Consider the following 24,809-nt stretch of genomic DNA (forward strand, 5'->3'; position numbering starts at 1 on the left):
AGCCGCCATGCGCACCCCCTTTGACGATGAGTTGGCCGCGCGCCTGATGCGCTATGCCGCCGTGGACACCCAAAGCGACGAGAGCAGTGCCAGCCAGCCCAGCACCGACTGCCAGCTTGATCTCAGCCGGATGCTGGTGGCCGAGCTTGAAGAAATGGGCGCCACGGATGTGCGCCTGACGGCGTACGGCGCCGTCCTGGCCACCGTGCCCGCGACGGCCAAGGGGCCGGTGATCGGTCTGTGCGCCCATGTGGACACTGCGCCGCAGTTCAACGCAACCGGGGTAAAGCCGCGGCTGATCGAGCGCTACAACGGCGGCGATATCAGCTATCCCGACGCGCCCGATCTGCGGCTTGGCCCCGACGTCTCGCCGCATCTGGATAGCTGCGTGGGGCATGATCTGATCACCGCCTCGGGGCTCACGCTGCTGGGGGCGGACGACAAGGCCGGCGTGGCGATCATCATGGCGACCGCGCGCCACCTGCTCGACGACACCGACATTCCGCACGGCGAGATCCGCATCGCCTTTACCCCCGATGAGGAAATCGGGCGCGGCGTCGACGCGCGCCTGCCCGCCGACATGGCCTGCGATTTTGCCTATACTTTCGACGGCGCCACCCCCGGCGATGTCGAATTCGAGACGTTTAGCGCCGACCGCGCCATTGTCACGGTCACGGGTGTGTCCATCCACCCCGGCTGGGCCAAGGACAAGCTGGTCAACGCCATCCACCTCGCCTCACGCATCATCGAGACCTTGCCGCAGGTCACGATGACGCCGGAGACGACGAGCGGCGACGAGGGGTTTATCCACGCGACGGATATGTCCGGCGATGCGGCGCAAATGCGCATCGGTTTCATCCTGCGCGATTTTGAGCGTGACGGGCTGGCGCAGAAGGGCGAGATCCTGCAACAGGTCTGCGCCGCCATCGCCGCGACCGAGCCGCGCGCGCGGATCACCTGCGAGATCACCCCGCAATACCGCAACATGCGCTATTGGCTGGAAGACGACATGACGCCCGTGCATCTGGCGCAGGAGGCGGTGCGCGACGCCGGGCTCGAGGTCCGATCGGTCCCCATTCGGGGCGGCACCGACGGCTCGCGCCTGACCGAGATGGGGCTGGCGTGCCCCAATATCTTTACCGGCATGCAGGAAATCCACGGGCCGCTGGAGTGGGTGTCGGTGCAGGACATGGGGGCGGCCACGCAGGTCGCCCTTCATCTGGTGCAGCGGGCGGTGACGTCCTGACCGGCACGAACAAACATTGCCCCGGCGGGACGATAATCTAAGCCTCGCGCAACCACTGAAAAGGAGCCCGTCATGCGGTTGAGCCGGTATTTTCTACCTGTCCTGAAGGAAACGCCGTCCGAGGCGCAGATCGTCTCGCATCGCTACATGCTGCGGGCCGGGATGATCAAACAAAACGCGGCCGGCATCTATTCGTGGCTGCCGCTGGGCTTTCGCGTGCTGCGCAAGCTGGAAAACATCGTGCACGAAGAGCAGATGCGTGCGGGCCATATCCCGATGCTGATGCCCACGCTGCAACCCGCCGATCTGTGGCGCGAATCGGGGCGTTACGACGCCTACGGCCCCGAAATGCTGCGCATCCGCGACCGGCAGGACCGTGACATGCTCTACGGTCCCACCAACGAGGAAATGATCACCGACATCTTCCGCAGCCACGTCGGGTCATACAAAGACCTGCCCATGACGCTCTATCACATCCAGTGGAAGTTCCGCGACGAGATGCGCCCGCGCTTTGGCGTGATGCGGGGCCGCGAATTCTACATGAAGGATGGCTACAACTTTGATCTGACCAAGGAAGACGCGCTGCACGCCTACAACCGTCACCTCGTCAGCTACCTGCGCACCTACGAGCGGATGGGCCTGCAAGCCATCCCCATGCGCGCGGATTCGGGCCCCATCGGCGGCGACGATACCCACGAATTCCTCGTGTTGGCCGACACCGGCGAGAGCGAGGTGTTCTACGACAGCGCGGTCACCGATCTGACCTTTGGCGACCGCAAGATTGACTACGACGACCATGCCCAATGCGCGGGCGTGATGGAGGAATTCACCAATCTCTACGCCCGCACCGACGAGACCCACGATGCGGATCTCTTCGCCAAGGTGCCCGCCGAGCGGCAGCGCACCGCGCGGGGCATCGAGGTAGGGCAGATTTTCTACTTCGGCACCAAATACTCCGACGCGATGGGCGCCACGGTGCAGGGCCCGGACGGCAAGGTTGTGCCGGTGCACATGGGCAGCCACGGCATCGGCGTCAGCCGCCTTCTGGGCGCGATCATCGAGGCGTCCCACGACGACAAGGGCATCATCTGGCCCGAGGGGGTCACGCCCTTCCACTGCGGGATCGTGAACCTCAAACAGGGCGACGCCGAGGCGGACGCCGCGTGTCAGGCGCTTTACGACAGTCTGACGGCGCTGGGCCTTGATCCGCTCTACGACGACCGCAACGAACGGGCGGGCGGGAAATTCGCGACGATGGATCTGATCGGTCTGCCGTGGCGCATCACCGTGGGGCCGCGCGGCCTCAAGAACGGGGTGGTCGAGCTCACCTCCCGCCGCACCGGGATCAGCGAAGAGCTGCCGCCCGAAGAGGCCGTCGCGCGGGTGGCGCAGGTCTACGCCGGGCTGCACGTGCGCGGGATCTAGCCATTGTGAACGCGCGCGGGCTGGAATTGCCCCGCGCGCGCCCCATCCTTCAGGGTCAAGCGATTGAAACCCACGAGGAAGGGGAGCCCCCATGCTGAAAACACCCATCACCCTTGCCGCCGTCCTTTTGGCCAGCGCCGCCTGCGCCCAAGGCGTCGATCAAGGCCCGAAAAACACTGATTTCGCGCCCGCATGGGACACCCAGACCCGCGCCCCCGCACAATCAAGCGGCGTGACTTTTGCCGTGCAGGAACTGGCGACGGGCCTCGATACCCCTTGGGCGGTCGAGCCGCTGCCCGGCGGCGGCTACATCCTGACCGAGCGCGCGGGCGCGTTGCGTCTGGTGCAGGACGGAGCGCTCGGCGATCCCATCGCCGGATTGCCCGATCTGGTGACCGAACGGCAGGGTGGGTTGCTGGATGTCGCGCTCTCGCCGGATTTTGCGCAAAACCGGGAAATCTATCTGAGCTATTCCAAACCGATGTCCGGCGGTAAATCCGCCACCGCCGCCGCCCGCGCGACGCTGAGCGCCGATGGCACGCGGCTGGAGGGGCTGACAGACATCTTTGTGCAGGATCCGCCGTCGCCCACGCCGATGCACTTTGGCGGGCGCATGGTGCTGCAGGACGGTTTTCTGTTCCTGACCACGGGGGAGCATTCCAGCCGCGCCGACCGGGGCAAGGCGCAGGAGGTGGACAAGACCTACGGCAAGGTCGTGCGCATCCGCCCCGACGGCACGGTGCCGGACGATAACCCGTTTGACAATGCGGTCTGGACGCTGGGCCATCGCAATCCACAAGGCATCGACATCTCCCCCGACGGCACGCTCTGGACGCTTGAGCACGGGCCGCGCGGCGGGGATGAGCTCAACGTGATCGTGGCGGGCGAAAACTACGGCTGGCCGGTGGTCAGCTACGGGATCAACTACGGCGGATCGCCCATCGGATCGGGCGAGCCGCGTGCCGAAGGTTTCAAGGAGCCGCAATACTACTGGGATCCGGTGATCGCGCCGGGGGGCTTCTCCTTCTACGACGGCGAGATGTTTGCCGATTGGCAGGGCGACGTGCTGGCGGCGTCGCTCAACCCCGGCGGTCTGGTGCGGCTGGATATGGACGGTGAGCGTGTCGTGGGGGAAGAGCGGTTCTTTGACGGCGAATTCCGCGTCTGGGACGTAAAGGTCGACCTCGACGGCGCGATCCTGATCCTCGACAGCTCGAACGGGCGGCTGTTGCGACTCACCCCCGATACCAGCGGTTGATTGCGGGCGGGCGCGGGCGCTACCCTGCGCGCATGATACGATACCTTCTCGCGGCCCTTCAGGCGCTGACCGCCAGCGCCGCCCTCTCTGACACGCCGCAGGCGTTGGCGGATGCGGCGCGCGCATGGGCCGAGGACTATGACGTGCCGGGGCTTGCGATTGCTGTGACAGAGCGCGGCGTGGTGCAGCCCACCGATGCAGACAGCACGCGGCGCGTGGACATGGCGAGCCTCAGCAAGGCGATCACCGCCGTTTGCGCAGGCACGCTCATCGACGAAGGGATGTGGAGCGCGCGCACCACCTCGGCCGCGGTTCTGGGATTTGGCCACGAGGGGATTACCGTGGCCGATCTGATTACCCATAGTGCGGGGCTGATGCCCGACAGCACGCAGAGGCTGACGCCTTTGTGGATGACCTCCGCCGCGCCGCGCAAGCGGATCGTGACGGAGGTGGCGCTGAACCGCGCCCGCGATGGCGCCGGGCGCTACCAGTACAACAACGAAAACTACGCCATCCTCGGCGAGATGATCGAAACCGCGCTGGCCACCCCATACGAGGACGCCTGCCGTCTCCGCGCGCTGGATCCCGCCGGGGTGCGCGACGCCCGCGCAGCGCCTGTGATGGGCGGGATGCTTCCCTGGGGCGGCTGGGCCATGTCGCCAGCCGACTACGCGCGGTTTCACGCCCATTGGTTCGGGCCAAAGGGCCGCTACGCGAGCGGCGGCGCGATTTCCATCGACGTAGGCGGCGGGGCGCGCTACGGGATGGGCATGTTCTTTCGCTCTGTTCAGGATCACGTAAACCACTGGCATTTCGGCGCCTGGTGCCTGCCCGGCCGGGTCGAGGCGGGCAGCTATGCCGTTCAGTGGCAAAACCGATGGGGCGCCGTTGTGACCTATGATGCCTGTGTCGAGTGGGACGCCATGCGCGCGCTCGACGCGGCACTCGTCGCCGTGGTCTACCCGCAATGATCGCCCGTGCGCTGGTTCTGGCCGGAGGGGTAAGCGGGGCGGTCGCCACCTCGCAATTCCCTGAGTTTTCTCAGCAATACACGCAACGTCTGGGCGGGGCGGTCGACGCGCTCGAAACCGTGGTCGCCGATTTTGACGCCTCGGCGCAGGCCGCAGGGCTCAGCCGGGCAGAGGCGCTGGCCCAACTGCAAGGCACCGAATTTCTCGAACGTCGCCGCACCGATATGACCCGCACGATCACCCGCTACGAGGCCTTGCGCGCCGATCTTGCGGCCTTGCGCGGACAGGGGCCGTTCATGCGCGCCTATCACGCCGCGCGCTTGACCGACAGCGACATCGCCCGCGCCGCGTGGGCGGATTATCAACCCGCGGTGCCCGCCAATTTCGCGGGCCTCAGCTTTGCCGGTGTCGGCTTTGTGCTGGGCACGCTGGTGTTGGGATTTGTGCTCAGCCTGCTGCGCTGGCCCTTCCGGCGCCGCCGGTCGGCATGAGCTTTACCGACAGCTACCTGGGCCGCCTGCGTGCGCACGTGGGTTCTGCTCCGCTGATGAGCGGCGGCGTGCGCGTGCTGGTGGAGGACGCGCAGGGCCGTTTTCTGATCCTGCGCCGGGCGGATGACGGCAAATGGGGCCTGCCTGCCGGCGGGATGGAGCTGGGCGAGAGCCTGCTCGACGCCGCCGCCCGCGAGCTGCGCGAGGAGACCGGGCTGCGCCTGATCGCGCCCACGCCCTTCGGGCTTGCGTCAGACCCGACGATCGAGACGCACACCTACCCCAACGGCGACACCGTGCAGTACATCACCCTTCTGGTGCACAGCGCGCTGGGCGACCAGACGCCGGTGGCCCGCGACGGCGAGGCGCGGGCGTTCGACTGGATCACCCCCGACGCCGTGCCCGGCCTTGATTTCGCGACGCCCGAACGGCCCACGTTCGACCATTGGCAGCGGTTCCGCGTCACCGGCACCTTCCAGATGGGCTAGCCACATCTTGACCCCGACCGCCCCGCGCGCCAGTTTGCGCCCAGCTTAGCCAAGGACCGCATATGCAAGGCCGCACCGCCCCCTTTGCCCCGTTTGAATGGATGATCGCCTGGCGCTACCTGCGCGCGCGCCGCGCCGAAGGGGGCGTGAGTGTGATGACGTGGATCAGCCTCATTGGCATCACGCTGGCGGTGTTTGCGCTGATCGCGACGCTCGCCGTGCGCTCGGGCTTTCGGGCGGAGTTCGTCGATACGATCCTCGGCGCCAACGCCCATGTCACCGTCTACGAGATGGGGATCGTGCAGCCCAACGGCAGCGTCGACCGCGCGATCCGCGACTACGACGCGCTGGCCGCCGATCTGGCCGCGATCGACGGCGTGACCCGCGCCGCCCCGCTGGTGCGCGGGCAGGTCATGGCCACGCGCGGGGGCAATAACGCGGGCGTCGAGATCTACGGCATCACGGCGGAAAACCTCGCCACCATCCCGCGCATCGCCGATCCGCAATCGGCGCAGGGCGATCTGGGGCGCTTCTCTGAAGGGATCGCCATCGGCTCGGGCGTAGCACGCGAGCTGGGCGCGCAGGTGGGCGACATCATCCGCGTGATTTCCCCCGATGGGGTCAAGACGGCGTTCGGCACCTCGCCCCGCGTCAATGGCTACGAGGTCGTCTATATCTTCACCGCCGGGCGCTACGACATCGACCGCACCCGCGCCTATCTGCCATTGGCCGAGGCGCAAAGCTATTTCAACGCCGAAGGTACCGCGACCGAGATCGAGGTGATGGTCGAAGACCCCGACAACGTCGACGCGCTCGCCCCGCAGATCCTGGCGGCGGCGGGCGATACCGGGCTGATCTGGACCTGGCGCGAGGCGTCCTCGGGCTTTCTCAATGCGCTCGATATCGAGGACAACGTGATGTTCGTGATCCTGTCTATCCTCGTGCTGATCGCGGCGATGAACATCGTGTCGGGCCTCATCATGCTGGTCAAGAACAAGGGCCGCGACATCGGCATCCTGCGCACGATGGGGCTGTCGGAAGTATCGGTGCTGCGCGTGTTCTTCATCTGCGGGGCCTTCACCGGCATCATCGGCACGGCGCTGGGCGTGGTGCTGGGATGCCTCTTTGCGCTTTATGTCGATCAGATCTTTGGCTTTGTGAACTGGCTGTCGGGGGGACCGCCTGGGATGCCTCGATCCGGGGGATCTATTTCCTGCCGGCCAAGCTTGAGCTGGGCGATGTGCTGTCAGCCGTGGCGCTGTCGCTGGGGCTGTCGTTTGTCGTCACGATCTTTCCCGCGCGCCGGGCCGCGCGCATGAACCCCGTCGAGGCGCTGCGCTATGAGTGATCCCATCCTGCGCCTTGCCGGCATTACCAAGGGCTATAACCACGGGCTGCCCAATGAGGTGACTGTACTGCGCGGCATTGATCTGAGCGTTGCTGCGGGCGAAGTCGTGGCGCTTGTGGCGCCGTCGGGGGCGGGTAAATCCACGCTGCTGCATATCGCGGGTCTGCTCGATACGCCGGACGCGGGCACGGTCGAAATCGCGGGCCGTGATCTGTCGCGCGCACGCGACCGCACGCGCACGCAGGTGCGCCGCGCGGATGTGGGATTCATCTACCAATTCCACCACCTGCTGCCCGAATTCACCGCCACTGAAAACATCGTGCTGCCGCAGCTGGCCAATGGCACCCCGCGCGCCGCCGCCGAGACCCGCGCGCGCGACCTGCTGGAAAGCGTGGGCGTCGGCCCCCGCGCGGGTCACCGCCCCGCCGCCCTGTCGGGCGGGGAGCAACAGCGCGTCGCCTTCTGCCGCGCGCTCGCCAACCAGCCGCGCCTGCTGCTCGCGGATGAGCCGACGGGCAACCTCGACCCCGCCACGTCTGACACCGTATTTGATGCGTTGATGGCGCTGGTGCGCGGCACCGGCCTGTCGGCGGTCATCGCCACCCATAACCTCGACCTCGCCGCCCGGATGGATCGCCAGATCCGCCTCGATCAGGGGCATCTGACCAGCCCCTGATCCCCTTTGATGCCAAGGAGCGCCCCATGCCCAATCTCTCCCTCGATACGATTGAGACCACCGTTCAACGCGCGCTCGAAGCCCATGGCGCCGCCCCCTTTCAGGCCGCCGAAGTCGCCCGCGCCGTGCGGGTGGCCGAAAGCTATGGCAACAAGATTTGCGGGCTCTACTACGTCGAAAGCTACTGCCAGCAGCTGCGCACGGGCCGGGTGAACGGCACCGTCACGCCCGAGGTCTCCCGTCCGCGGGCCGGCACGGTTGTCGTCGACGCAGGCTTTGGCTTTGCCCAGCCGGCGTTCACCCACGCGCTGCCGCTGGCGCTTGAGGCCGCGCGCGAATGTGGTGTGGCCACGCTGGCCGTGGCGCACGCGCATACCTGCACCTCGCTGGGCTATTTCACCGAACAGATCGCGCGCGCGGGGTTCATCGGGCTGGGGCTGACCAACGCCTCGCCCATCGTGGCCGCCCCCGGCGGCAAGACGCGCGTAATCGGCACCAACCCCATCGCCTTTGCCGTGCCGGACGGGCAGGGCGGGCTCGCGATGATGTTCGACCAATCCACCACCACCGTGGCACTGGGCAAGATCACCATGGCCAAAGCCGCCGGAGAGCGCATCCCCGAGGGCTGGGCGCTCGACGCCGAGGGCAACCCCACGACCGACCCCGACGCCGCAATCAAGGGATCATTGGTGTCGATGGGCGGCTACAAGGGCTGGGGCTTTGGGCTGATGGCAGAGGTGCTGGCGGCGGCGATGACCGGATCGGTGCTGTCGCGCGACGTCAAACCCCTGAAAGCGCCCGAAGGCGCGCCGCATGATCTGGGCCAATACTACGTGCTGATCGACCCCACGGCGGCCAGCGATTTTGGCGACAAGGTGCAGGCGCTGGCCGCCAGCGTGGCACAGGACGAGGGCGCGCGCATGCCGGGGCAGGGACGCAAACCCGCCGATCCGGTGGCGGTGGGCGATGCGACATGGGATCTCATCACCTCTCTCGCGGACGGCTGAGGCGCTAGCCGGAATTTTCGAAAATTCCGGTCCGAATTTTTCGAAAAATTCGGCGCCTACCGCAGCTGTGTCAGCCAGACGCCCACGGCCATCACCGCGATGCCGCCCGCGCGGGTGGCGCTGATCGGTGACGCCTGCGCGCCGAACAGGCCGAACTGATCGATCAGTGCCGCCGAAATCAGCTGCCCCAGCAGCACAAAGAACACCGCGTTCCCGATCCCGAAATGCGGCGCGATATAGGTGATGCTGAGCACGTAGAACGCGATCAGCGCACCCGCCAAAAACAGATGCGCAGGCGCGCTCACCATGCGCGCAAACCCTCCGGTGCCCACCACCAACGTCACCGCCAGTGATGTGGCAAAGGCCACCACGAACAGCACCGTCGCCGCCGCGGCGGGCGATCCGATGCGCGCGCCCAATGCGGCGTTGAGTGCGGCGAGGATCGGGATGCCGATCCCCGCCAGCGTCATGATGATCGCGTAGTGCACGGCGCGCTCCCTCACGTGCAGATAGTGTCCAGATCGACCCCGTCCCACGGCAGGCCGACGTCATAGGCCGGGCTTTGCGGCAGGGGGGCGACCGGCATCACCTGGCTCACCAGCGCATGCAGCCGTTTGGTACGTGCCGCCTGCGGATTGAGCGCGCGGCAGCATACCAGCTCTTCGACGATGCTGCCCTGTTGCTCGTATCCGAAATCGAGGAATTTCTGGTCGGTGAGCTCAAACAGGTAGGGATCGCCGCCGGGGCTATGCTCTGTCGCGGCTTTCAGGGGGTGTAGCCCGTCAGCTTGCGGTTTTGCCACTGCCATACGTGGGTCAGCTCATGTGCGAAGAGCATCGACGCGACCAGCCCCACGCGGTCCGGGAAATCCGGCAGATAGTCGTCGAGGTACCAATCCTTGTCGAACAGCACCGTGTTGAACAGCGCCACCGCCGCCGGTTTGGTGGTGACCGTCACCGTCTCGGGCGGATGGGGCGGAAAGATCTGCTCGCGGCAGGTCGTGCGCGGGCGCGGCTTGCGCTGGAACGTCACCGCGCGCACCGGCGCCCCGTCGTGCAGGCGCACGGAGTCGTAATTCAGCGTCTCCCCGTGGATACCCCGGGCAAAGGCCCGCTCGGTCTCGGTCAGCGGACGCCCGCAAGAGGCGAGGAAAAGCAGGAGAAGGAGGGCAAAGCGCATGACCGCATTAGGGGCCAGCGCGCGCGGCCGCGCAAGTCAAATCAACGTGCGAAAGTGGCCGTGGCGAGTGCGACCGCCTTGTCCGACGGCTCTGCCACGATGGTGCAGCGGGTAAAGACCATGCTGCGCCCCGCGCGCGTCACCTCCGCCTCGGCGCGCAGCGCGTCGCCACTGCCGGGCCGCAGGAATTGCGTGTCGAGCGTGACGGTCCCCACGGGCACCATCTCCCCGAAATGCCCGCCGCAGGCCATCACCATGGCCGTATCCGCCAGCGCGGCCAACGCCTGCCCCGACACGATCCCGCCCGTGCGGTTGATCGCCGGCGTGACAGGGATGCGCAGCACCGTGCGCGCGGGCCCGATCTCCGTGACGGTGGGCGAGAGCGCCAGCACCCATGGGGCAAAGTTGCGATCCAGAAAGTCCTGCGCGGTCGATACATCCATCCCGCCAGACTGCCCATTGAGGCGCGATGTTACAAGCCGCTCGCGCAGGGGCGATCAAAGGTGAAGCCTGCGCCCCTAGCTGCGACGCCCTGCCGCAGCCATGTCTATGAGGATCGCAGCGGCAAGAGGCCGCGCGGCACGCACCGCGAGGCCAAAGGCCCGCCGGAAAGGAGACTTGAAATGCTGAAAGTAATCATACCGACCTTCGTGGGCTTTGCCGGATTGATGATGGTCTGGGGTGTCACTGCAGCGACTTGGATGGTGTGACGCCTACCACCGACCTTCAAGACAACGCCCGCCCGGACGCAGGCCGGGCAGCCCCCGACCGCCCCCGTCAAACCGCAGGTTTGCCTCCGGCAAAACGGCGGGGGCTTTGGCCCCCACCCGCGGTCGGGGGCTGCCCTTCTTGTTGGATAGTGCCTTCTGGTCCTTGGACTAGTCTAAAGACAGAAAAACTCAGTGAGTATCAAAACCAGAAATATCGAGCCGAAGTTCCATCGTCGCGAAAAGCTCCAAGAAATATTGCTCAATCGGGTCGGCGACTTCAATGAAGCGAAATTGCATTGCCTTAATCGCGGCAATTTGCAGTTCAAAAGTTCGCCCATATACTGGGTGCTTCACTATCTCTTTCCGACTATTAGTACCGGAGTAAGAAGCATTTCTGATCTCTGGGTGAAGGCTTCGGGTCCGCTTCAGTGCGAACGACGCTGAATTATGGCTCTTGGTTACGTGAGCCCTTAGCCTTCCCTGAAGATTGCGCGTTCGCCCGACGTACACAGGGGAACCATTTTCGTAGAGAATATAAATTCCGGGAATTTTTCGATCATAGGTCGAGATTTTGAAAGGACGTAAATCGCTCTCAACTAGTTGTTTGAATAGTGTCGGCGCAGCACGGGTGTAGTCTTCGTAGCTCCGCCCCTCAAACATCCATCTCCTCCAAATCCACAAACCGCGCGTTCTCCTGAATATACTGGAAACGCAGCTCCGGTTTCTTGCCCATCAGGCGCTCCACCAGATCGCCGGTCTGGCCGGGCATGTCCTCGTCCACTGTCACGCGGATCAGCTTGCGGGTGGCGGGGTCCATCGTGGTCTCTTTGAGATCCTTCGCGTCCATCTCGCCCAGACCCTTGAAGCGTTGCACGTCGATCTTGCCCTTGCCTCCCAAACCCTTCTCCAGCAGCGCGTTTTTCTCGGCGTCATCGGCCACATAGACGCGCCGCGCGCCCTGCGTCAGGCGATACAAAGGCGGGCAGGCCAGGTACAGGTGGCCTGCGTCGATCATCGGGCGCATCTGGGTGTAGAAGAACGTCATCAGCAGCGCCGCGATATGCGCGCCGTCCACATCCGCGTCGGTCATGATGATGATCTTATCATAGCGCAGATCGTCGAGGTTGAATTTGGTGCCCATGCCGACGCCCAGCGCCTCGCACAGGTCCGAGATTTCGGCGTTGGTGTTCAGCTTGCCCGACGCCGCCCCCAGCACGTTCAGGATCTTGCCCTTGAGCGGCAAGAGCGCCTGCGTCTTGCGGTCGCGCGCGCCCTTGCCTGAGCCGCCGGCCGAATCCCCCTCGACGATGAACAATTCCGTGCCCGCCCGGTCCTTTGACGTGCAGTCGGTCAGCTTGCCGGGCAGGCGCAGTTTCTTGGTGGCCGATTTGCGCGCGGTTTCCTTTTCCTGCCGCCGGCGCAGGCGTTCCTCGGCGCGCAGGACGAGGAAATCGAGGATCGCACCGGCGGATTTCGTATCCGCTGCCAGCCAGTTGTCGAAGTGATCGCGCACAGCGCCTTCGGTCATCTTCTGCGCGGCTTCGGTGCTCAGCCGGTCCTTGGTCTGACCCACAAAGGCCGGATCCGCGATGAAACACGACACCAGCGCACAGCCCCCCGACATCAGATCCTCGCGGGTGATCTGCGCGGCCTTCTTGTTGTTGGACAGCTCGCCGTAGGCCTTGATCCCCTTGAGGATCGCGGCCCAAAAGCCCGCCACATGGGTGCCGCCCTCGGGCGTGGGCACGGTGTTGCAATAGCTCTGGATGAAGCCGTCGCGCGCGGGCGTCCAGTTGATTGCCCATTCAACCTTGCCCGCCTCGCCGAATTTCTCGTTGAAATCCACGGTCCCGGCAAAGGCGGCATCGGCGTAGGTGGTCGAGGTGCCCAGCGTCTCGCTCAGATAATCGGCCAGACCGCCGGGGAAGTGGAACGTGGCCTCCGTGGGGGTTTCCCCGTCCGTGATGGCCGATTTCCAACGGATCTCCACGCCCGAGAACAGATAGGCCTTTGAGCGGATCGAGTTGAACAGCCGCGCGGGCTTGAACCGGTGCGTGCCAAAAATCTGCTCATCCGCGTGGAAGGTGACGGTGGTGCCGCGCCGGTTCGGGGCCGCGCCGATCTTTTCCACCGGGCCAAGGGGCAGGCCGCGCGAAAACCGCTGCTCATACAGCTCCTTGTTGCGCGCCACCTGCACGACCATGCTGTCGCTGAGCGCATTGACCACCGACGCGCCCACCCCGTGCAGACCGCCCGAGGTCTGATAGGCCTTGCCCGAGAATTTGCCGCCCGCGTGCAGCGTGCACAGGATCACCTCAAGCGCGGATTTATCCGGAAACTTGGGGTGCGGATCGATCGGGATGCCGCGCCCGTTGTCGCGTACCGTGAGGCTGTAATCCTCGTGCAACTCCACCTCGATGCGGTTGGCGTGGCCCGCGACGGCCTCGTCCATCGAGTTGTCGAGAACCTCGGCCACCATGTGATGCAGCGCGCGTTCGTCCGTGCCGCCGATATACATGCCGGGGCGCTTGCGCACGGGCTCCAGCCCTTCCAGCACCTCGATGGAGGACGCGTCATAGGTCGTATCCGGCTCATTGCCTGACAGAAGATCGTTCATTGCACCGCTCACTTTTATGGTTGCCGTATTCTGGCAGGCAGGGACGCCCTGCGCAATGTGGCCGCGCGATTCATCCACAGCTTTATGCGCCGGGCGCGTGCCTCAATTTTGCGCAGCGCGCCCGCGCGGGCCTCAACGGGCTTGCCAAACATCGCGCGCATGATACGTGCCGCCACAGACACGCATGGAGCGCTTCCCGTGAACGACATCTCCCAAGATCCCGCCGCCCTGCCAACCCTGCGCGATGTGCCCGATTGGCGCTACATGCTTCAGGAATACGACGAGCTGTATCGCTACCTGCCCGCCGGCGGATCGGACCGCATCGCGAGCCACCAGCGCAAAGTGCGCGAGGCGATCAGCCGTCTGCTCAAACGCAACGCGACCGTGGCACTGCAACCGCAATCGTCGAAACCCGTCACCGCCCATCTGCGCCGCGCGCTCAGCGAGGGGCGGCAGGGCACGCTGGCGCCGGCCGTGCGCGCACTTGACGCCATCGCGCCGCTGCTCAGCTGGCAATACGGCTACGAAAAGGTGCCCAAGGGGCTGCAACAGAACTACGCCTTTGCGGAATTGGCGGGCTTCAACGGCCCCATCGTCAGCGAAGAGATCATTCTGGGCGTCGTCCTGTTCGCGCCCGGCTGCACCTATCCCGCGCACGCGCACAGCGGCATCACCGAAAGCTATGTCTGCCTGTCGGGCGCTGTGTCAGAGAACCATCAGGGCGTCTATGTGCCCGGTTCGATGATCTACAACCCGCCCGAGCATCTGCACCGCATCACCGTGGGCAAGCGTGAGCCCGCGTTGCTGGCCTATGCGTGGATGGGCAGCCGCGAGGATCTGCGCGACCAGAAGATGGTCTTTACCCGCACGCGCAAATAGCGCCTAGCGCGCCAGATCGCGCACCACTTGGGCGTAGTTGGCGATATAGGCCGCGCGCCCGTAGCGCTCCAGCCCGTCCTGCGTCGCCGCACCGTAGCGCTCAGGCGCGCGCAGCACGCGGGCCAGCGCGTCCGACAGCGCGGGGATGTCGCCGGGGGGCACCAGCTCTCCGTTGTGGCCGGGCACGATCATTTCGCGCGGGCCGTAATCCACATCGTTGCTGATCACCGGACAACCCGCCGCCAGCGCTTCGAGGATGGCGAGGCCAAACCCCTCGGTCAGCGTGGGATAGACGGCGGCAAGCGCGCCGCGAAACACCGCTTCGGGCGTATCGGTGTAGCCCGCCAGCCGGATCCGGCTGCCACAGCCCAGATCCGCAATCTGCCGCTCAAGCGCCGCGCGGCCCGTGCCCTCGCCGTAGATGACGTAATCGACCTGCGGGAACGCCTCCATGATCGCGGCAAAGGCGGCGATGCTTTCGTCGATAGGCTTGCCCGCCAGATCGAGCCGCGAGACGGTGACCAGATCACGCCGGGGCAGGGGGGCGGTGGCTGCGGCTTCGCAGAAATGGGGCACCACGCGCAGCGGTGCGGCGGGGGTCAGATCCGCCTCAAGTCGTCGCTTGTGCACCTGCGTCGAGGTCAGGATCATCTCGCCCTGAAAATTCTCTATCAAAAACCGCGAACGCGGCACGATCCGCCCGTCCGGCCCCCGATGATCGGCGTGCAGAAACAACGCCCGCCTTTTGGCCGAGTCCGCCAGATAAGCCGAGGTGATGCCGTCGAAAAACACCACACGCTCGGTCCAATCCACCAGCTTGAAGACGTTGCGCATGAAGATGCGCGGCATCCGGCAAATCTGCCCGGTGACAAGGTTCCTGGCCACGGCAAACCTGTCCTCATGCGTCTTGAGCCATCGGATCGGCAGCCCTTCGGCGTAATCCGTCACCTCGACCGTGCCGTCGCCGTATCGGCGCAGGCGCTGCTCCGCCAGACCGTCGCGCAGGTGCACCAGATGGGTGCCGTCGTCGCACGCGATGCTGCGCCGGGTCAGCGTGCCCACGGGGCTGTCGCGGATGCGGTCGGTCATCACCGTTTGGCCTGCCTGCGTGTAGGTGATCTTGCGCCCCTGCATGCGCTTGTCGTCAAAGGGCACGGCGGTATCTTCCACCCGGACCCCCGCGGCACGAGCGGCGGGCAGGCAGGCGTCCGGCAGGCTCTCGAACCGCACCCGTGGGTGCAGCACCCCCCGCGCGCGCAAGGTGGCAAAGTTCAGACGTTGCCGGGGGCCATGCTCCAGCGCCAGCAACACCGGGTCAAACGCCGGATCCTCCGCCAGCGCATTCATGCGCGCGATGACCGCGCGCACCTTCCCGCCGCCGCCCAGACCGATCCGCTCAAACAGGCTGTAGACGGGGATCATCGTGGCTCTTTCGGCTGTATCCAGGTGCCGCAAGCATATCCCGCCCGCTCCCGCGCCGCAAAGTCTCAGGCGGCCTGCGGCGGCACGCGCCGCACGGCGATCAGCAGACCGACCGTCAGCAGCACCAATGCGGCAATCCCGATCCCGCCAATCCGCTCGCCCAGGATCAGCGCGCCCAGCACCGCGCCCATCCCCGGCACCGCCGCCAGGATCGAGGCGGTGTTACCCGTCCCGATCCGGCGCGAGGCATGGGCGATCAGCAACAGCCCCATCAGATTGGGCACAAACCCCTGATAGACCGCCTGCAACATCAGCGGCCCCACCGGCGCCTCCGCCAGCCCCGACGGCAGCCACAGCGCCCAGATCGGCAGATAGATCGCGGCATTGATGACGGTCCCGCACCACAGGATCTGCAGCGGTCCGATCTGCCAGCGTTCCGACAGCACCACATAGACCGAGAAAAACGCGGCCCCGATCAGGAACAACAGATCCCCGATCCACGCATCGGCCAGCCCAAGCTGCCCGGCCTCCCACACCAGCACGACCGCCGAGACGGCGATCACGCCCGCACCAATGAGCTGTCGACGCCCCGGCACAAGGCCATACAGGATCAGCCCAAACCCGATGCTGAACAGCGGCAACACCCCGTTCATGAAAATCCCGCCGTGGGACGCGGGCGCAAACAGAAACCCCGCAAAGACACACAGGATATAGACCGGCCCCAGGATGAACGCGATCACCGCCGTGCGGATCAGGCTCATCCCCCGCCAGGGCTTCCAGATCAGACAGATCGGCAGGGCGACACAGGCCGCCAGCCCGTAGCGCAGCGCGGCCAGATCATAGATCGTCAGCCCCGAGCTTTCGGCCACGCGGCTCACGATCAGCCAGAACGCCCAGACAAACACGATCACCCAGGCGGCAAGGTATCCCGTCAGGGTGGGGGAGGTCGGCATGTCGGTGATCCTCAAAGACGTTGCCGCACCCTAGGCGCAGGCCAAGGCCGCCACAACCGCCCGCTTGCGGCCTCGCACCGATTGCCCCACTCTGCCCCCACCCCAACAGGAGCCCGCCATGGCCTGGATCAAAACCATCCCCTTCGACGCCGCAACAGGCAAGCTGCGCCAACTCTACGAGCGCGTGACCGGCCCGGGCAACAATGTCGACAACATCATGCAGATGCACTCCCTGCGTCCCCACACGATGGAGGCGCATATGGCGGTCTATAAATACGTGCTGCATCATTCGGCCAATGAAGTCCCCAAATGGTTTCTCGAAGCACTGGGCGTCTGGGTCTCCGCGCTCAACGGGTGTGACTACTGTGTGCAGCATCATTTTGCGGGTATGAAACGCCTGATGGACGACGATGCCCGCGCCGACGCCCTGCGCAGGGCGATTGACGCACGCGACATCGCCGCGATGCCGCTTACGGCGGGCGAACAGGCGGCGATGCGCTACGCCCAAAGGTTGACGGAGGCGCCCGCCGATATGGCGCAGATCGACGTAGAGGCGCTGCGCATGGCCGGCTGGGACGATGGCCGCATTCTCGAGATCAACCAGGTCACCGCCTATTTCAGCTACGCCAACCGCACCGTTCTGGGGCTTGGCTGCTCGACGGAAGGCGACGACATCGGCCTCAGCCCCGGCAACAACGCCGACCCCGACGACTGGAACCACCGCTGAACACGGTTCACAGCCAGTCGAGAATCGCGCGCGCCACCGCTTCGGGGCGCTGGTGGTGCAACCAGTGATCGGCCCCGGCAATCTCTACCCGCGTCAGATCGGGCGCATACTCCTCCAACCCTTGCGTGGTCTCCGGCAAAAGCGCCGTGTCTCCGGTCCCCCAGACCAGCAGATGCGGGCAGCGCACCTGCAACCGGGCGGAATCAAATTGCAGACCTTCGATGGCCTCCCCCGACGCCCCGAGCTTGAGCGGCGAGGCACGGTACCAGTTCATCATCCCCCGCAGCCCCGCCGCATCCCGCCACGCCGCCTTGTAGCCGCCAAGCGTTTCACCCCGCAGCCAGCTCACATCCATATGCGCTGAAAACAGCCCCATCAGCCGCGCAAAATCATCCGCCGCCAGCAAATCCTCCGACCCCTCGCGCCGCAAAAAATGAATGTACTGCGAGGCATCCGTCTGCGCGCCGCCGCGCGCCAATTCACGCTGAAACGGCGCCGGGTGCACCCCGTTCAGGATCACCAGCTTGTCCACCAGATCGGGCCGCCCGATGCTCAGCGCATAGGCCACCGACGCGCCCCAGTCATGGCCCAGCAACGTCACCGGCTCCTCCCCGATCAGCGCCACCATGTCGGCGACCAGATGCGCGGTCTTATAGTGCTGCACCCCCGTGGGCCGCCAACTGCGGCCATAGCCGCGCTGGTCGGGCGCGATGCAATGAAACCGCTGCGCCAGCAGCGGCGCCAGATCCGCCCAGGCGCCCGAATACTCCGGAAACCCGTGCAGCATCAGCAAGCGCGGCGCGTCCCGCTCCCCCCAATGGCGCAGAAAAAACGCCTCCCCGTTCAGCTCGACAGTTTCCGTCCACATTGCAAAACCCCCTCAGGACCGGGGCGCGAACCGCCCCTGCACCCTTTCAAAAATACCTAAATCCCAACGCGGGCCTCACAAACCGCCGCCCGCGTCCATCACCGCCACGCCCTCGATCACCGGCAGCTCTGCCGGCGCAGACCCCGCCAGATGCATCCCGAGGAAATCCGCGACGAAATGCTGCGCGATATTGTTCATCCGCACCGTATCCCACACCGGATCGGCGTAATGGGCGAAGGGCGCCCATCCAAGAGCGTCGCTCATGGCATGGCTCTCTGCGGGGGCGGGGTGTGGGGCCGCCGCGTTGTGCCCCGCGCCGTCAAAACGCACCAGCCGGCGCGCGACCCCGGTCATGCCGTCGTGCAGCCCGCGCATGGCCGCGTAGCCCGACACATCGTCGCGCGTGCCCGCCAGCGTCAGCACCGGCACCCGCATTCCCGCAAGCCCTTGCGCATCCCACATGCCATAAAGTCCGCCCCAGGGGCCGATCGCTACCACCGCGCGCAGGGCATCTCGGGCCAGTGCGCGATGTGCCGCGCCGCCCCGCACGTGCCGCGCCAGCATCCGCGCGGGTGGGGCGCGCTCAAAATCCACCGCGCCGGGGGCCAGCCCCGCGCCACCGGAAATCAGCGCGCCGTAGCCCCCCATCGAATAGCCAATCAACCCGACGCGCGTGTCGTCGATCCCGATCTCATCCGCCCGCGCAACCAGCGCGTCGATCAATCCCACCTGATCCAGCGGCCGGTGCAGCAGCGTCTCGCCAAAGGCACGCGGGTCGTCGTAGACGCTGCCGGGATGATCGCAGGCCATGACGACAAATCCCCGGCTCGCCAGCGTTTCGGCCAGATGCACCATCAGATGACGGCTGCCGGGATAGCCGTGGCTGATCACCACCAGCGGCCACGCGCCCGCCTGCGCCGCCGCATCGCGCGCGGCCCGCCCGTGCAGCACCGCACGCCGCGTCCCGCATCGCAACAGCGTGTCGTATGTGCCGCCCGGCACCGTGCCCGCCAGCGCCGGGTACCACCGCTCGCAGCTCAGCACGCGCCGCGCGCCCGCCTCCGAGGGCACAAAGATATCCGGCTGGTCCTCCAGCACGACCTCATCGGCTGTGACACCTATGGGCAACGGCCCGTAACCCGCCAGCGGCGGCGCATAGGGGGAGAGCGCATCAATCCTGTTCATCCCCGCAGCCTAGCCGCGCGCCGCCCCTGCACACAACGCACGCGCCCTGTGACGTTGCGGAGCACGGGGCCATTTCGCGTCTGGCGATGGCCCGCCTTTCGGCCTAGAGAGAGGCGCATGACCGCCCCCGTCTCCATCCCCGGCCACATCCGCGCCATCGCCACGCTGGGCCTGCCGCTGATCGGCGGGCATCTCGCGCAGATGGCCATCGGTGTCACCGATACCGTCATGCTGGGCTGGTACGGGGTGGAGGCGCTGGCCGCCGTGACCCTCGCATCCACGTATTTCTTCGTGATCTTCATCTTCGGCTCGGGTTTTGCCTGGGCGGTGATGCCCATGGTCGCGGCCTTTCACGCCGAGGGGGATGAGGTATCGGTGCGCCGTGCCACGCGCATGGGGCTCTGGATTGCCGCGATCTTTGCCGCCCTTGCCCTGCCCGCGATGATCTTTGCCGCGCCGATCCTGCGCCTGCTGGGCCAGGAGCCCGAGGTCGTCACCCTCGCCAGTGCCTACCTGCGCATCGCGGGCTGGGGGATCGTGCCCGCGCTTTTTGTTATGGTTATCAAAAGCTATCTTGCCGCGCTCGAGCATACGCAGGTCGTGCTCTGGGTCACGGTGCTGGCGGCGATCTGCAATGCGCTGGTGAATTACGCGCTGATTTTCGGCAATTGGGGCGCGCCCGAGCTTGGCGTGGTCGGCGCCGCCATCGCCTCGCTCAGCACGCAGATCATCAGCCTTGTGGGGGTGGTGATCTACGTGCGGCGCGCGCTGCCCGAACACGACCTCTTCGTGCGCCTGTGGAAACCGGATGGTGAGATGTTTGGCCGGGTGTTCACCCTCGGCTGGCCGATCTCGATCACCTCGCTGAGCGAAGTCGGCCTCTTTGCCGCCTCCGCCGTGATGATGGGCTGGCTGGGGACGATCCCGCTGGCAGCGCATGGCATCGCGGTGCAGCTCGCCTCGCTCACCTTCATGGTGCATCTGGGCCTCAGCAACGCCGCCACGGTGCGGGCGGGCACCGCCCACGGGCGCCGGGACGCGACCCATCTGGCACGCGGTGCCGCCGTGGCGACCGCCATGTCACTGGTGTTTTCGGTAATGACCGTGCTGGCCTTCTTTTTCTACCCGGCGTTCTTCATCGGTATCTTCATCCTCGACGGCGATCCCGCCCGGGCCGAGATCCTGAGCATCGGCGTCGGTATCCTGTTCATGGCAGGGCTGTTCCAACTGGTCGACGGCGCACAGGCCATCGGCCTGGGCGTGCTGCGCGGCGTGCAGGATACACGCATGCCGATGATCTACGCCGCGATCAGCTACTGGGCCATCGGCGTGCCATGCTCGTATCTGCTGGGCTTCACGCTGGGCTACGGCGGGATCGGCGTCTGGGGTGGTCTGGGCATCGGCCTTGGGGTCGCCGCGATCCTGATGAACTGGCGTTTCTGGGTCACAGTGCTGCCGAGGGTGCAGGGAGATGGTCGCAGGGGCGGCGAAGGGCTGGTTTGAGCCCAGACTACCGATGTTCTGCAACGCCACGAATGTCTGCTATCCTCACTCAGCAAAAAAATGCAAAACCTATCAAGGTTTTGGACGGGGTTTTTGGCAGCGTAAATTAAGTTGATTTGGGGCTGTGCCAAAAATGACCGATTTTGACATCGGTTTTTGCCCGCCAGCTTCCTTGCTGCAGTGCAGCATTATTCGGTTTGACTTAGTACGGATTTTTCCAGCAAGTATATTGGTGTCGTCAAAACAAATTGGAGGTGTTGATGAATGAAGACGAGTTGAAGGGTGATCACGCATACCGGCCAACCGTGATCAAATTAATGACTTACACTCTTTACGTCTCTGCAGCAGGAGTGGTGGTCTCAGTAATCGCCATTATCCTCTAAGAGGCTGGCCCCCACAGACGCTGCAACGCCTGTGGGGGCCTTTCTGCATGATGAGCAAGGGTACTCACGCATACCGATATCCTCAATATAACAAGTCTCAAACTTGGCGTCGATTCCCAGCATAGCGGCGTGATCTGGGCCGAAATTAAGCGCCAACGGCAGGCAAGAACCTGCGAGAGATAACCTACCGTCCGGCGCTCGTTCTGATGCAAGATTTCACGGGCGTGCCCGCCGTTGTCGACCTTGTCAGCAGGTATAACGACGTCAAGGAGCTTGGAGGCGGCGTAGAGAAGATCAACCCAGTGGATCTTGTCATCAATCACTCGATCACGATCGACGAGTTCGGCAATGTGCGGCTTGTTCCCACCCGATTCAGGCTCATACCGTGTTGCTCGTAGGCGGTCCTGTTGGTGCTTCTTCTGATAGTGAAAGCCTAAGCTCGCGGCTATCCGGCACCCTAGGCATGGTCGGCAAATGGGCCATCCGCCCCAACGTGAGCCAGATTTTGAGATATCGATAGCCCTACTTCGAGAAGTTGATGGGCATGCAGACCACGGGCATGGGCGGCACGCAAGAGAACTACTGCATGCTGTGGATGCGATTATCCTTAATCTGGAGGATGCGGTGGCACTCTACGACAAATGCCACAAAGACCGAAAACGGAGGCGTCACAATAGCATTGTGCTCAAGGAGTGGCGGCATCAAAGGGAGTGCAAGTTGCCGAGCAGCACGACAGCGCCCAGTTCTTTAAGCTTAGGCCTTTGGTGAAAACGAATACCTCTAGCTGTCTGAGGACGAGAGTTAAGCTCATGAAAGATAGGGAAATACAATTCTATACGTTGTACCCCACTTGCCGCTCAAGGGGTTCAGTGAAGTTTACGTAATTCAGATTCGCTCTCAAACAGCGTTTGGAGATCTTGCCTTGGGTTTTTGGCTACGGCGAAAATGACCGTTTGCCGAACGGTCTCGAAAGCTGTCATTGGCGCAGCCGTAGCGAAAGCCTGCTCCGTCCCACAGACCGCCGCGCCCGCTCACCCTTTCGTCAGCCGATCCGCCTTTTTGCGCACCAGCACCGTGCGCAGGTCGTGCATCGCCAGCAGCAGACCATCCGTCACCGCCTCAAGCTGGGCGTCGGTGGCGCGGGATTGCGCCCATTGAGCGGTCAGGTTCATGTGGTCGATGGCGCGGTGGATGTCGTCGATGTCGCGCATCGCAAGCGTGCGGGCGCGGTCCTCCATCCAGCGGGTGATCTCGTCCACATCCTCTTGGCTCAGCGTGCGGTCGCCGTGGGGTTTGATCTCGCCGTTGCGCATGTTGACGACGGCGATCTGGTCCATCTCGATGCGCCGCTGCCGGTTTTCGGTGTCGATACGGAACACGAACGCCCCGTTCTCGCGCACGCGAAAGTAGTAGTCCGGCAGCTCCCCGGCCATCAGCGCAGCCCCGCGCAGAAATCGGTGATGCGCTTGCAGGCCTCGGTCAGTGCTTCATCGGAGGTGGCGTAGCTCACCCGGAAATTCGGGCTCAGCCCAAACGCCGCGCCGAACACCACCGCCACGCCTGTATCCTCCAGAAGCACCGTGGCAAAGACCTCGTCGTTCTCGATCACCGTGCCGCCGGGCGTGGTTTTCCCGATCAGACCCGCGATGGAGGGGTAGACGTAGAATGCGCCTTCGGGCACCGGGCAGGTGATCCCATCGATGGCGTTCAAGGCCGCCACCACCAGATTGCGCCGCCGCACGAACATCTCGTTGTGGGGCGCGATGAAATCCTGCGTACCGTTCAGCGCCTCGATCGCCGCCCACTGGCTGATCGAACAGGGGTTCGAGGTTGATTGCGACTGCACCTTGCGCATCGCGCGGATCAACTCTTCGGGTCCCGCCGCATAGCCGATGCGCCAGCCGGTCATGGCGTAGGCTTTCGACACCCCATTCACGGTCAATGTGCGGTCATACAATCCCGGCTCCACCTCGGCAGGCGTGCAAAACCCGAAATCATCGTAGGCGAGGTGTTCGTACATGTCGTCCGTCATCACCCAGACGTGCGGGTGACGCATCAGCACGTCGGTCAAGGCACGCAGCTCCTCGCGCGAATAGCCCGCACCCGTGGGATTGGACGGTGAGTTGAAGATCAGCCATTTCGTGCGGGGCGTGATCGCCGCCTCCAGCTGCTCGGGCGTCATCTTGAACGCCTGTTCGATCTGACATTCGACGATCACGGGCGTGCCGCCGCCCAAAAGCACCATGTCGGGGTAGCTGACCCAATAGGGCGCCGGGATGATGACCTCATCGCCGGGGTTCAGCGTGGCCACCAGCGCGTTGTAGAGCACCTGCTTGCCGCCCGAGGAGACGCTGACCTGCGCGGGGGTGTAGTCCAGCCCGTTGTCGCGCTTGAATTTGGCGCAGATCGCCTGCTTGAGCTCGGGGATGCCGTCGACGGCGGTATATTTCGTCTTGCCCGCCGCAATCGCGGCCACGGCGGCGTCCTTGATGTTTTGCGGCGTGTCGAAATCCGGCTCCCCCGCGCCCAGACCGATCACATCGCGCCCGGCGGCTTTCAGCTCCTGCGCCTTCGTGGTCACCGCGATGGTGGGCGACGGTTTCACGCGGGCGAGCGTCTCGGACAGGAGTTTCATTTTGACCTCGATGGGCTATGTTGCGGGTTCACCGCCGTGATACGGGATGCACGCCCCCCGCATCAACACCTTAAACAGCCCCGAGGAGCCGATGATGCCCGACACCGACCCCGACACCAACTGGTACGGCCCCGACGTTGCCACCTTTGGCGACCGTGTGGCCGCCGCGCGCGAGGCCGCCGGCATGACCCAGAGCGTGCTGGCACGGCGGATCGGCGTGCGCGTGGCGACCCTGCGGCACTGGGAAAACGACGTGTCAGAGCCGCGCGCGAACCGGCTGTCGATGCTGGCGGGGCTGCTCAACGTCTCGATGATGTGGTTGATCAACGGTGAGGGCGACGGGCTTGATGCGCCGGACGCGGCCACCGAACTGCCCGTCGGTGCCGCCGATGTGCTCCCTGAAATGGCGCTTGTGCGCAAGGAAATGTCACAGGGCGCCAAACGCCTTGGCGTGCTGGAAAAGCGCCTGCGCGCGCTGCTGCGGGAGCCGAGCGATGATTGAGATGCCCCAACCCAAGGCCCCCGCGGACGAGCCACGGGAAACCCGCATCAAACGCCTCGCCATGCGCTCCATGCGCCGGGGGATCAAGGAGATGGACCTGATCCTGCAGGCCTTTGCCACCGACCGGCTGGCGCGGATGGATGACGCGGGCCTCGATCTGTACGACGCGCTGCTCGAAGAGAACGATCACGACCTCTACCAATGGGTCACCGGGCAGGTGGCGCCGAAACCGCAGTACGCGGAGCTAGTCGCCGAGATCCAGACGCATATCGCGCGCGGCTGACGCGGCACGCCCTTCCTACCGCTGCGCGCGCCCCGGTCACGGGGCCGCAACAC

The 24,809-nt window shown here is 65.1% G+C and carries 23 protein-coding genes and 3 pseudogenes; 15 read left to right on the forward strand and 11 right to left on the reverse strand.

Translation table 11 applies throughout. The features are described 5' to 3' along the window. The first annotated feature begins 7 nt into the window (after positions 1-7). The 9 genes and pseudogenes from pepT (at position 8) to KDD17_RS03365 (ending at position 8,910) form a co-directional block, all read left to right on the forward strand. Entirely contained in the window at positions 8-1,246 is a 1,239-nt protein-coding gene (gene pepT / locus KDD17_RS03325) for a peptidase T (RefSeq protein ID WP_212705271.1), read from the forward strand. 72 nt (positions 1,247-1,318) lie between these two features. Next, complete coding sequence (gene proS / locus KDD17_RS03330; protein WP_212705272.1) at positions 1,319-2,671, forward strand: proline--tRNA ligase; 1,353 nt, start codon at positions 1,319-1,321, stop codon at positions 2,669-2,671. A gap of 91 nt (positions 2,672-2,762) precedes the next feature. Beyond that, complete coding sequence (locus KDD17_RS03335; protein ID WP_212705273.1) at positions 2,763-3,929, forward strand: PQQ-dependent sugar dehydrogenase; 1,167 nt, start codon at positions 2,763-2,765, stop codon at positions 3,927-3,929. Between the two features lie 32 nt (positions 3,930-3,961). Then, positions 3,962-4,900 carry a serine hydrolase domain-containing protein gene (locus tag KDD17_RS03340; protein ID WP_212705274.1) on the forward strand — a complete coding sequence of 313 codons (939 nt, stop codon included), beginning with the start codon at positions 3,962-3,964 and terminating at the stop codon, positions 4,898-4,900. Beyond that, the gene (locus KDD17_RS03345; protein ID WP_212705275.1) at positions 4,897-5,391 is read left to right on the forward strand and encodes a DUF2937 family protein; all 495 of its coding nucleotides are present in this window, start codon (positions 4,897-4,899) and stop codon (positions 5,389-5,391) included. Before KDD17_RS03340 ends, KDD17_RS03345 begins: the two co-directional genes overlap by 4 nt. Further along, positions 5,388-5,879: an NUDIX domain-containing protein gene (locus tag KDD17_RS03350; protein ID WP_254796879.1), complete on the forward strand. Its 492-nt coding sequence runs from the start codon at positions 5,388-5,390 to the stop codon at positions 5,877-5,879. The genes KDD17_RS03345 and KDD17_RS03350 overlap by 4 nt, the downstream gene beginning before the upstream one ends. A 62-nt stretch (positions 5,880-5,941) precedes the next feature. After that, positions 5,942-7,227: pseudogene (locus KDD17_RS03355) on the forward strand (lipoprotein-releasing ABC transporter permease subunit). Then, the gene (locus KDD17_RS03360; RefSeq protein ID WP_212705276.1) at positions 7,220-7,903 is read left to right on the forward strand and encodes an ABC transporter ATP-binding protein; all 684 of its coding nucleotides are present in this window, start codon (positions 7,220-7,222) and stop codon (positions 7,901-7,903) included. Before KDD17_RS03355 ends, KDD17_RS03360 begins: the two are co-directional and overlap by 8 nt. A 26-nt stretch (positions 7,904-7,929) precedes the next feature. Further along, positions 7,930-8,910, forward strand: a complete 981-nt coding sequence (locus KDD17_RS03365) for an Ldh family oxidoreductase (protein ID WP_212705277.1) — start codon at positions 7,930-7,932, stop codon at positions 8,908-8,910. 56 nt (positions 8,911-8,966) lie between these two features. Here the strand turns inward: KDD17_RS03365 and KDD17_RS03370 are convergent, their stop codons facing one another. From KDD17_RS03370 to parE, 5 genes and pseudogenes are all read right to left on the reverse strand, one after another. After that, a complete protein-coding gene (locus KDD17_RS03370; protein WP_212706137.1) occupies positions 8,967-9,380 on the reverse strand; it encodes a DMT family transporter in 414 nt (137 codons plus the stop codon). Between the two features lie 29 nt (positions 9,381-9,409). Then, positions 9,410-10,089, reverse strand: a pseudogene (locus KDD17_RS03375) (hypothetical protein). A 41-nt stretch (positions 10,090-10,130) separates the two neighbouring features. Further along, positions 10,131-10,532, reverse strand: coding sequence for a PaaI family thioesterase (locus tag KDD17_RS03380; protein ID WP_212705278.1), 402 nt, complete (start codon positions 10,530-10,532; stop codon positions 10,131-10,133). Positions 10,533-10,988: 456 nt separating this feature from the next. After that, a complete protein-coding gene (locus KDD17_RS03385) occupies positions 10,989-11,459 on the reverse strand; it encodes a GIY-YIG nuclease family protein (protein WP_212705279.1) in 471 nt (156 codons plus the stop codon). After that, entirely contained in the window at positions 11,452-13,416 is a 1,965-nt protein-coding gene (gene parE / locus KDD17_RS03390; protein WP_212705280.1) for a DNA topoisomerase IV subunit B, read from the reverse strand. The genes KDD17_RS03385 and parE overlap by 8 nt, the downstream gene beginning before the upstream one ends. A gap of 198 nt (positions 13,417-13,614) precedes the next feature. Between parE and KDD17_RS03395 the strand changes: the two genes are divergently transcribed. Then, positions 13,615-14,295 carry a dimethylsulfonioproprionate lyase family protein gene (locus KDD17_RS03395; protein ID WP_431358136.1) on the forward strand — a complete coding sequence of 227 codons (681 nt, stop codon included), beginning with the start codon at positions 13,615-13,617 and terminating at the stop codon, positions 14,293-14,295. Between the two features lie 3 nt (positions 14,296-14,298). On the opposite strand, the gene KDD17_RS03400 is transcribed toward KDD17_RS03395, so the two are convergent. Both KDD17_RS03400 and KDD17_RS03405 read right to left on the reverse strand, forming a co-directional pair. Further along, entirely contained in the window at positions 14,299-15,717 is a 1,419-nt protein-coding gene (locus KDD17_RS03400) for a glycosyltransferase (protein ID WP_212705282.1), read from the reverse strand. A 65-nt stretch (positions 15,718-15,782) separates the two neighbouring features. Next, positions 15,783-16,670, reverse strand: coding sequence for a DMT family transporter (locus tag KDD17_RS03405; RefSeq protein ID WP_212705283.1), 888 nt, complete (start codon positions 16,668-16,670; stop codon positions 15,783-15,785). A 118-nt stretch (positions 16,671-16,788) separates the two neighbouring features. On the opposite strand from KDD17_RS03405, the gene KDD17_RS03410 reads away from it, so the two are divergent. Next, entirely contained in the window at positions 16,789-17,397 is a 609-nt protein-coding gene (locus KDD17_RS03410; RefSeq protein ID WP_212705284.1) for a carboxymuconolactone decarboxylase family protein, read from the forward strand. Positions 17,398-17,404: 7 nt separating this feature from the next. On the opposite strand, the gene KDD17_RS03415 is transcribed toward KDD17_RS03410, so the two are convergent. Further along, positions 17,405-18,265, reverse strand: coding sequence for an alpha/beta fold hydrolase (locus tag KDD17_RS03415; RefSeq protein ID WP_212705285.1), 861 nt, complete (start codon positions 18,263-18,265; stop codon positions 17,405-17,407). Positions 18,266-18,340: 75 nt separating this feature from the next. After that, positions 18,341-19,450, reverse strand: a complete 1,110-nt coding sequence (locus KDD17_RS03420) for an alpha/beta hydrolase family protein (protein WP_212705286.1) — start codon at positions 19,448-19,450, stop codon at positions 18,341-18,343. A gap of 117 nt (positions 19,451-19,567) precedes the next feature. Here KDD17_RS03420 and KDD17_RS03425 point away from each other — a divergent pair, with 117 nt between their 5' ends. Next, on the forward strand, positions 19,568-20,953 hold the full coding sequence (locus KDD17_RS03425) for an MATE family efflux transporter (RefSeq protein ID WP_212705287.1): 1,386 nt from the start codon (positions 19,568-19,570) through the stop codon (positions 20,951-20,953). A gap of 544 nt (positions 20,954-21,497) precedes the next feature. After that, positions 21,498-21,692: pseudogene (locus KDD17_RS03430) on the forward strand (hypothetical protein); the annotation flags it as partial. 675 nt (positions 21,693-22,367) lie between these two features. Here the strand turns inward: KDD17_RS03430 and KDD17_RS03435 are convergent. Both KDD17_RS03435 and KDD17_RS03440 read right to left on the reverse strand, forming a co-directional pair. Continuing rightward, on the reverse strand, positions 22,368-22,769 hold the full coding sequence (locus tag KDD17_RS03435) for a hypothetical protein (protein WP_212705289.1): 402 nt from the start codon (positions 22,767-22,769) through the stop codon (positions 22,368-22,370). Continuing rightward, positions 22,769-23,971, reverse strand: a complete 1,203-nt coding sequence (locus KDD17_RS03440) for a pyridoxal phosphate-dependent aminotransferase (RefSeq protein ID WP_212705290.1) — start codon at positions 23,969-23,971, stop codon at positions 22,769-22,771. Before KDD17_RS03440 ends, KDD17_RS03435 begins: the two co-directional genes overlap by 1 nt. Positions 23,972-24,065: 94 nt before the next feature. On the opposite strand from KDD17_RS03440, the gene KDD17_RS03445 reads away from it, so the two are divergent. Together KDD17_RS03445 and KDD17_RS03450 are read left to right on the forward strand one after the other, a co-directional pair. Then, positions 24,066-24,473: a helix-turn-helix domain-containing protein gene (locus KDD17_RS03445; protein WP_212705291.1), complete on the forward strand. Its 408-nt coding sequence runs from the start codon at positions 24,066-24,068 to the stop codon at positions 24,471-24,473. Beyond that, positions 24,466-24,756 (forward strand): succinate dehydrogenase assembly factor 2, encoded by a 291-nt coding sequence (locus KDD17_RS03450; RefSeq protein ID WP_212705292.1) that lies wholly within the window; start codon positions 24,466-24,468, stop codon positions 24,754-24,756. The genes KDD17_RS03445 and KDD17_RS03450 overlap by 8 nt, the downstream gene beginning before the upstream one ends. Positions 24,757-24,809: the final 53 nt, after the last annotated feature.

Source organism: Sulfitobacter albidus (genome assembly GCF_018200035.1).
GTDB classification, from domain to species: domain Bacteria; phylum Pseudomonadota; class Alphaproteobacteria; order Rhodobacterales; family Rhodobacteraceae; genus Sulfitobacter; species Sulfitobacter albidus.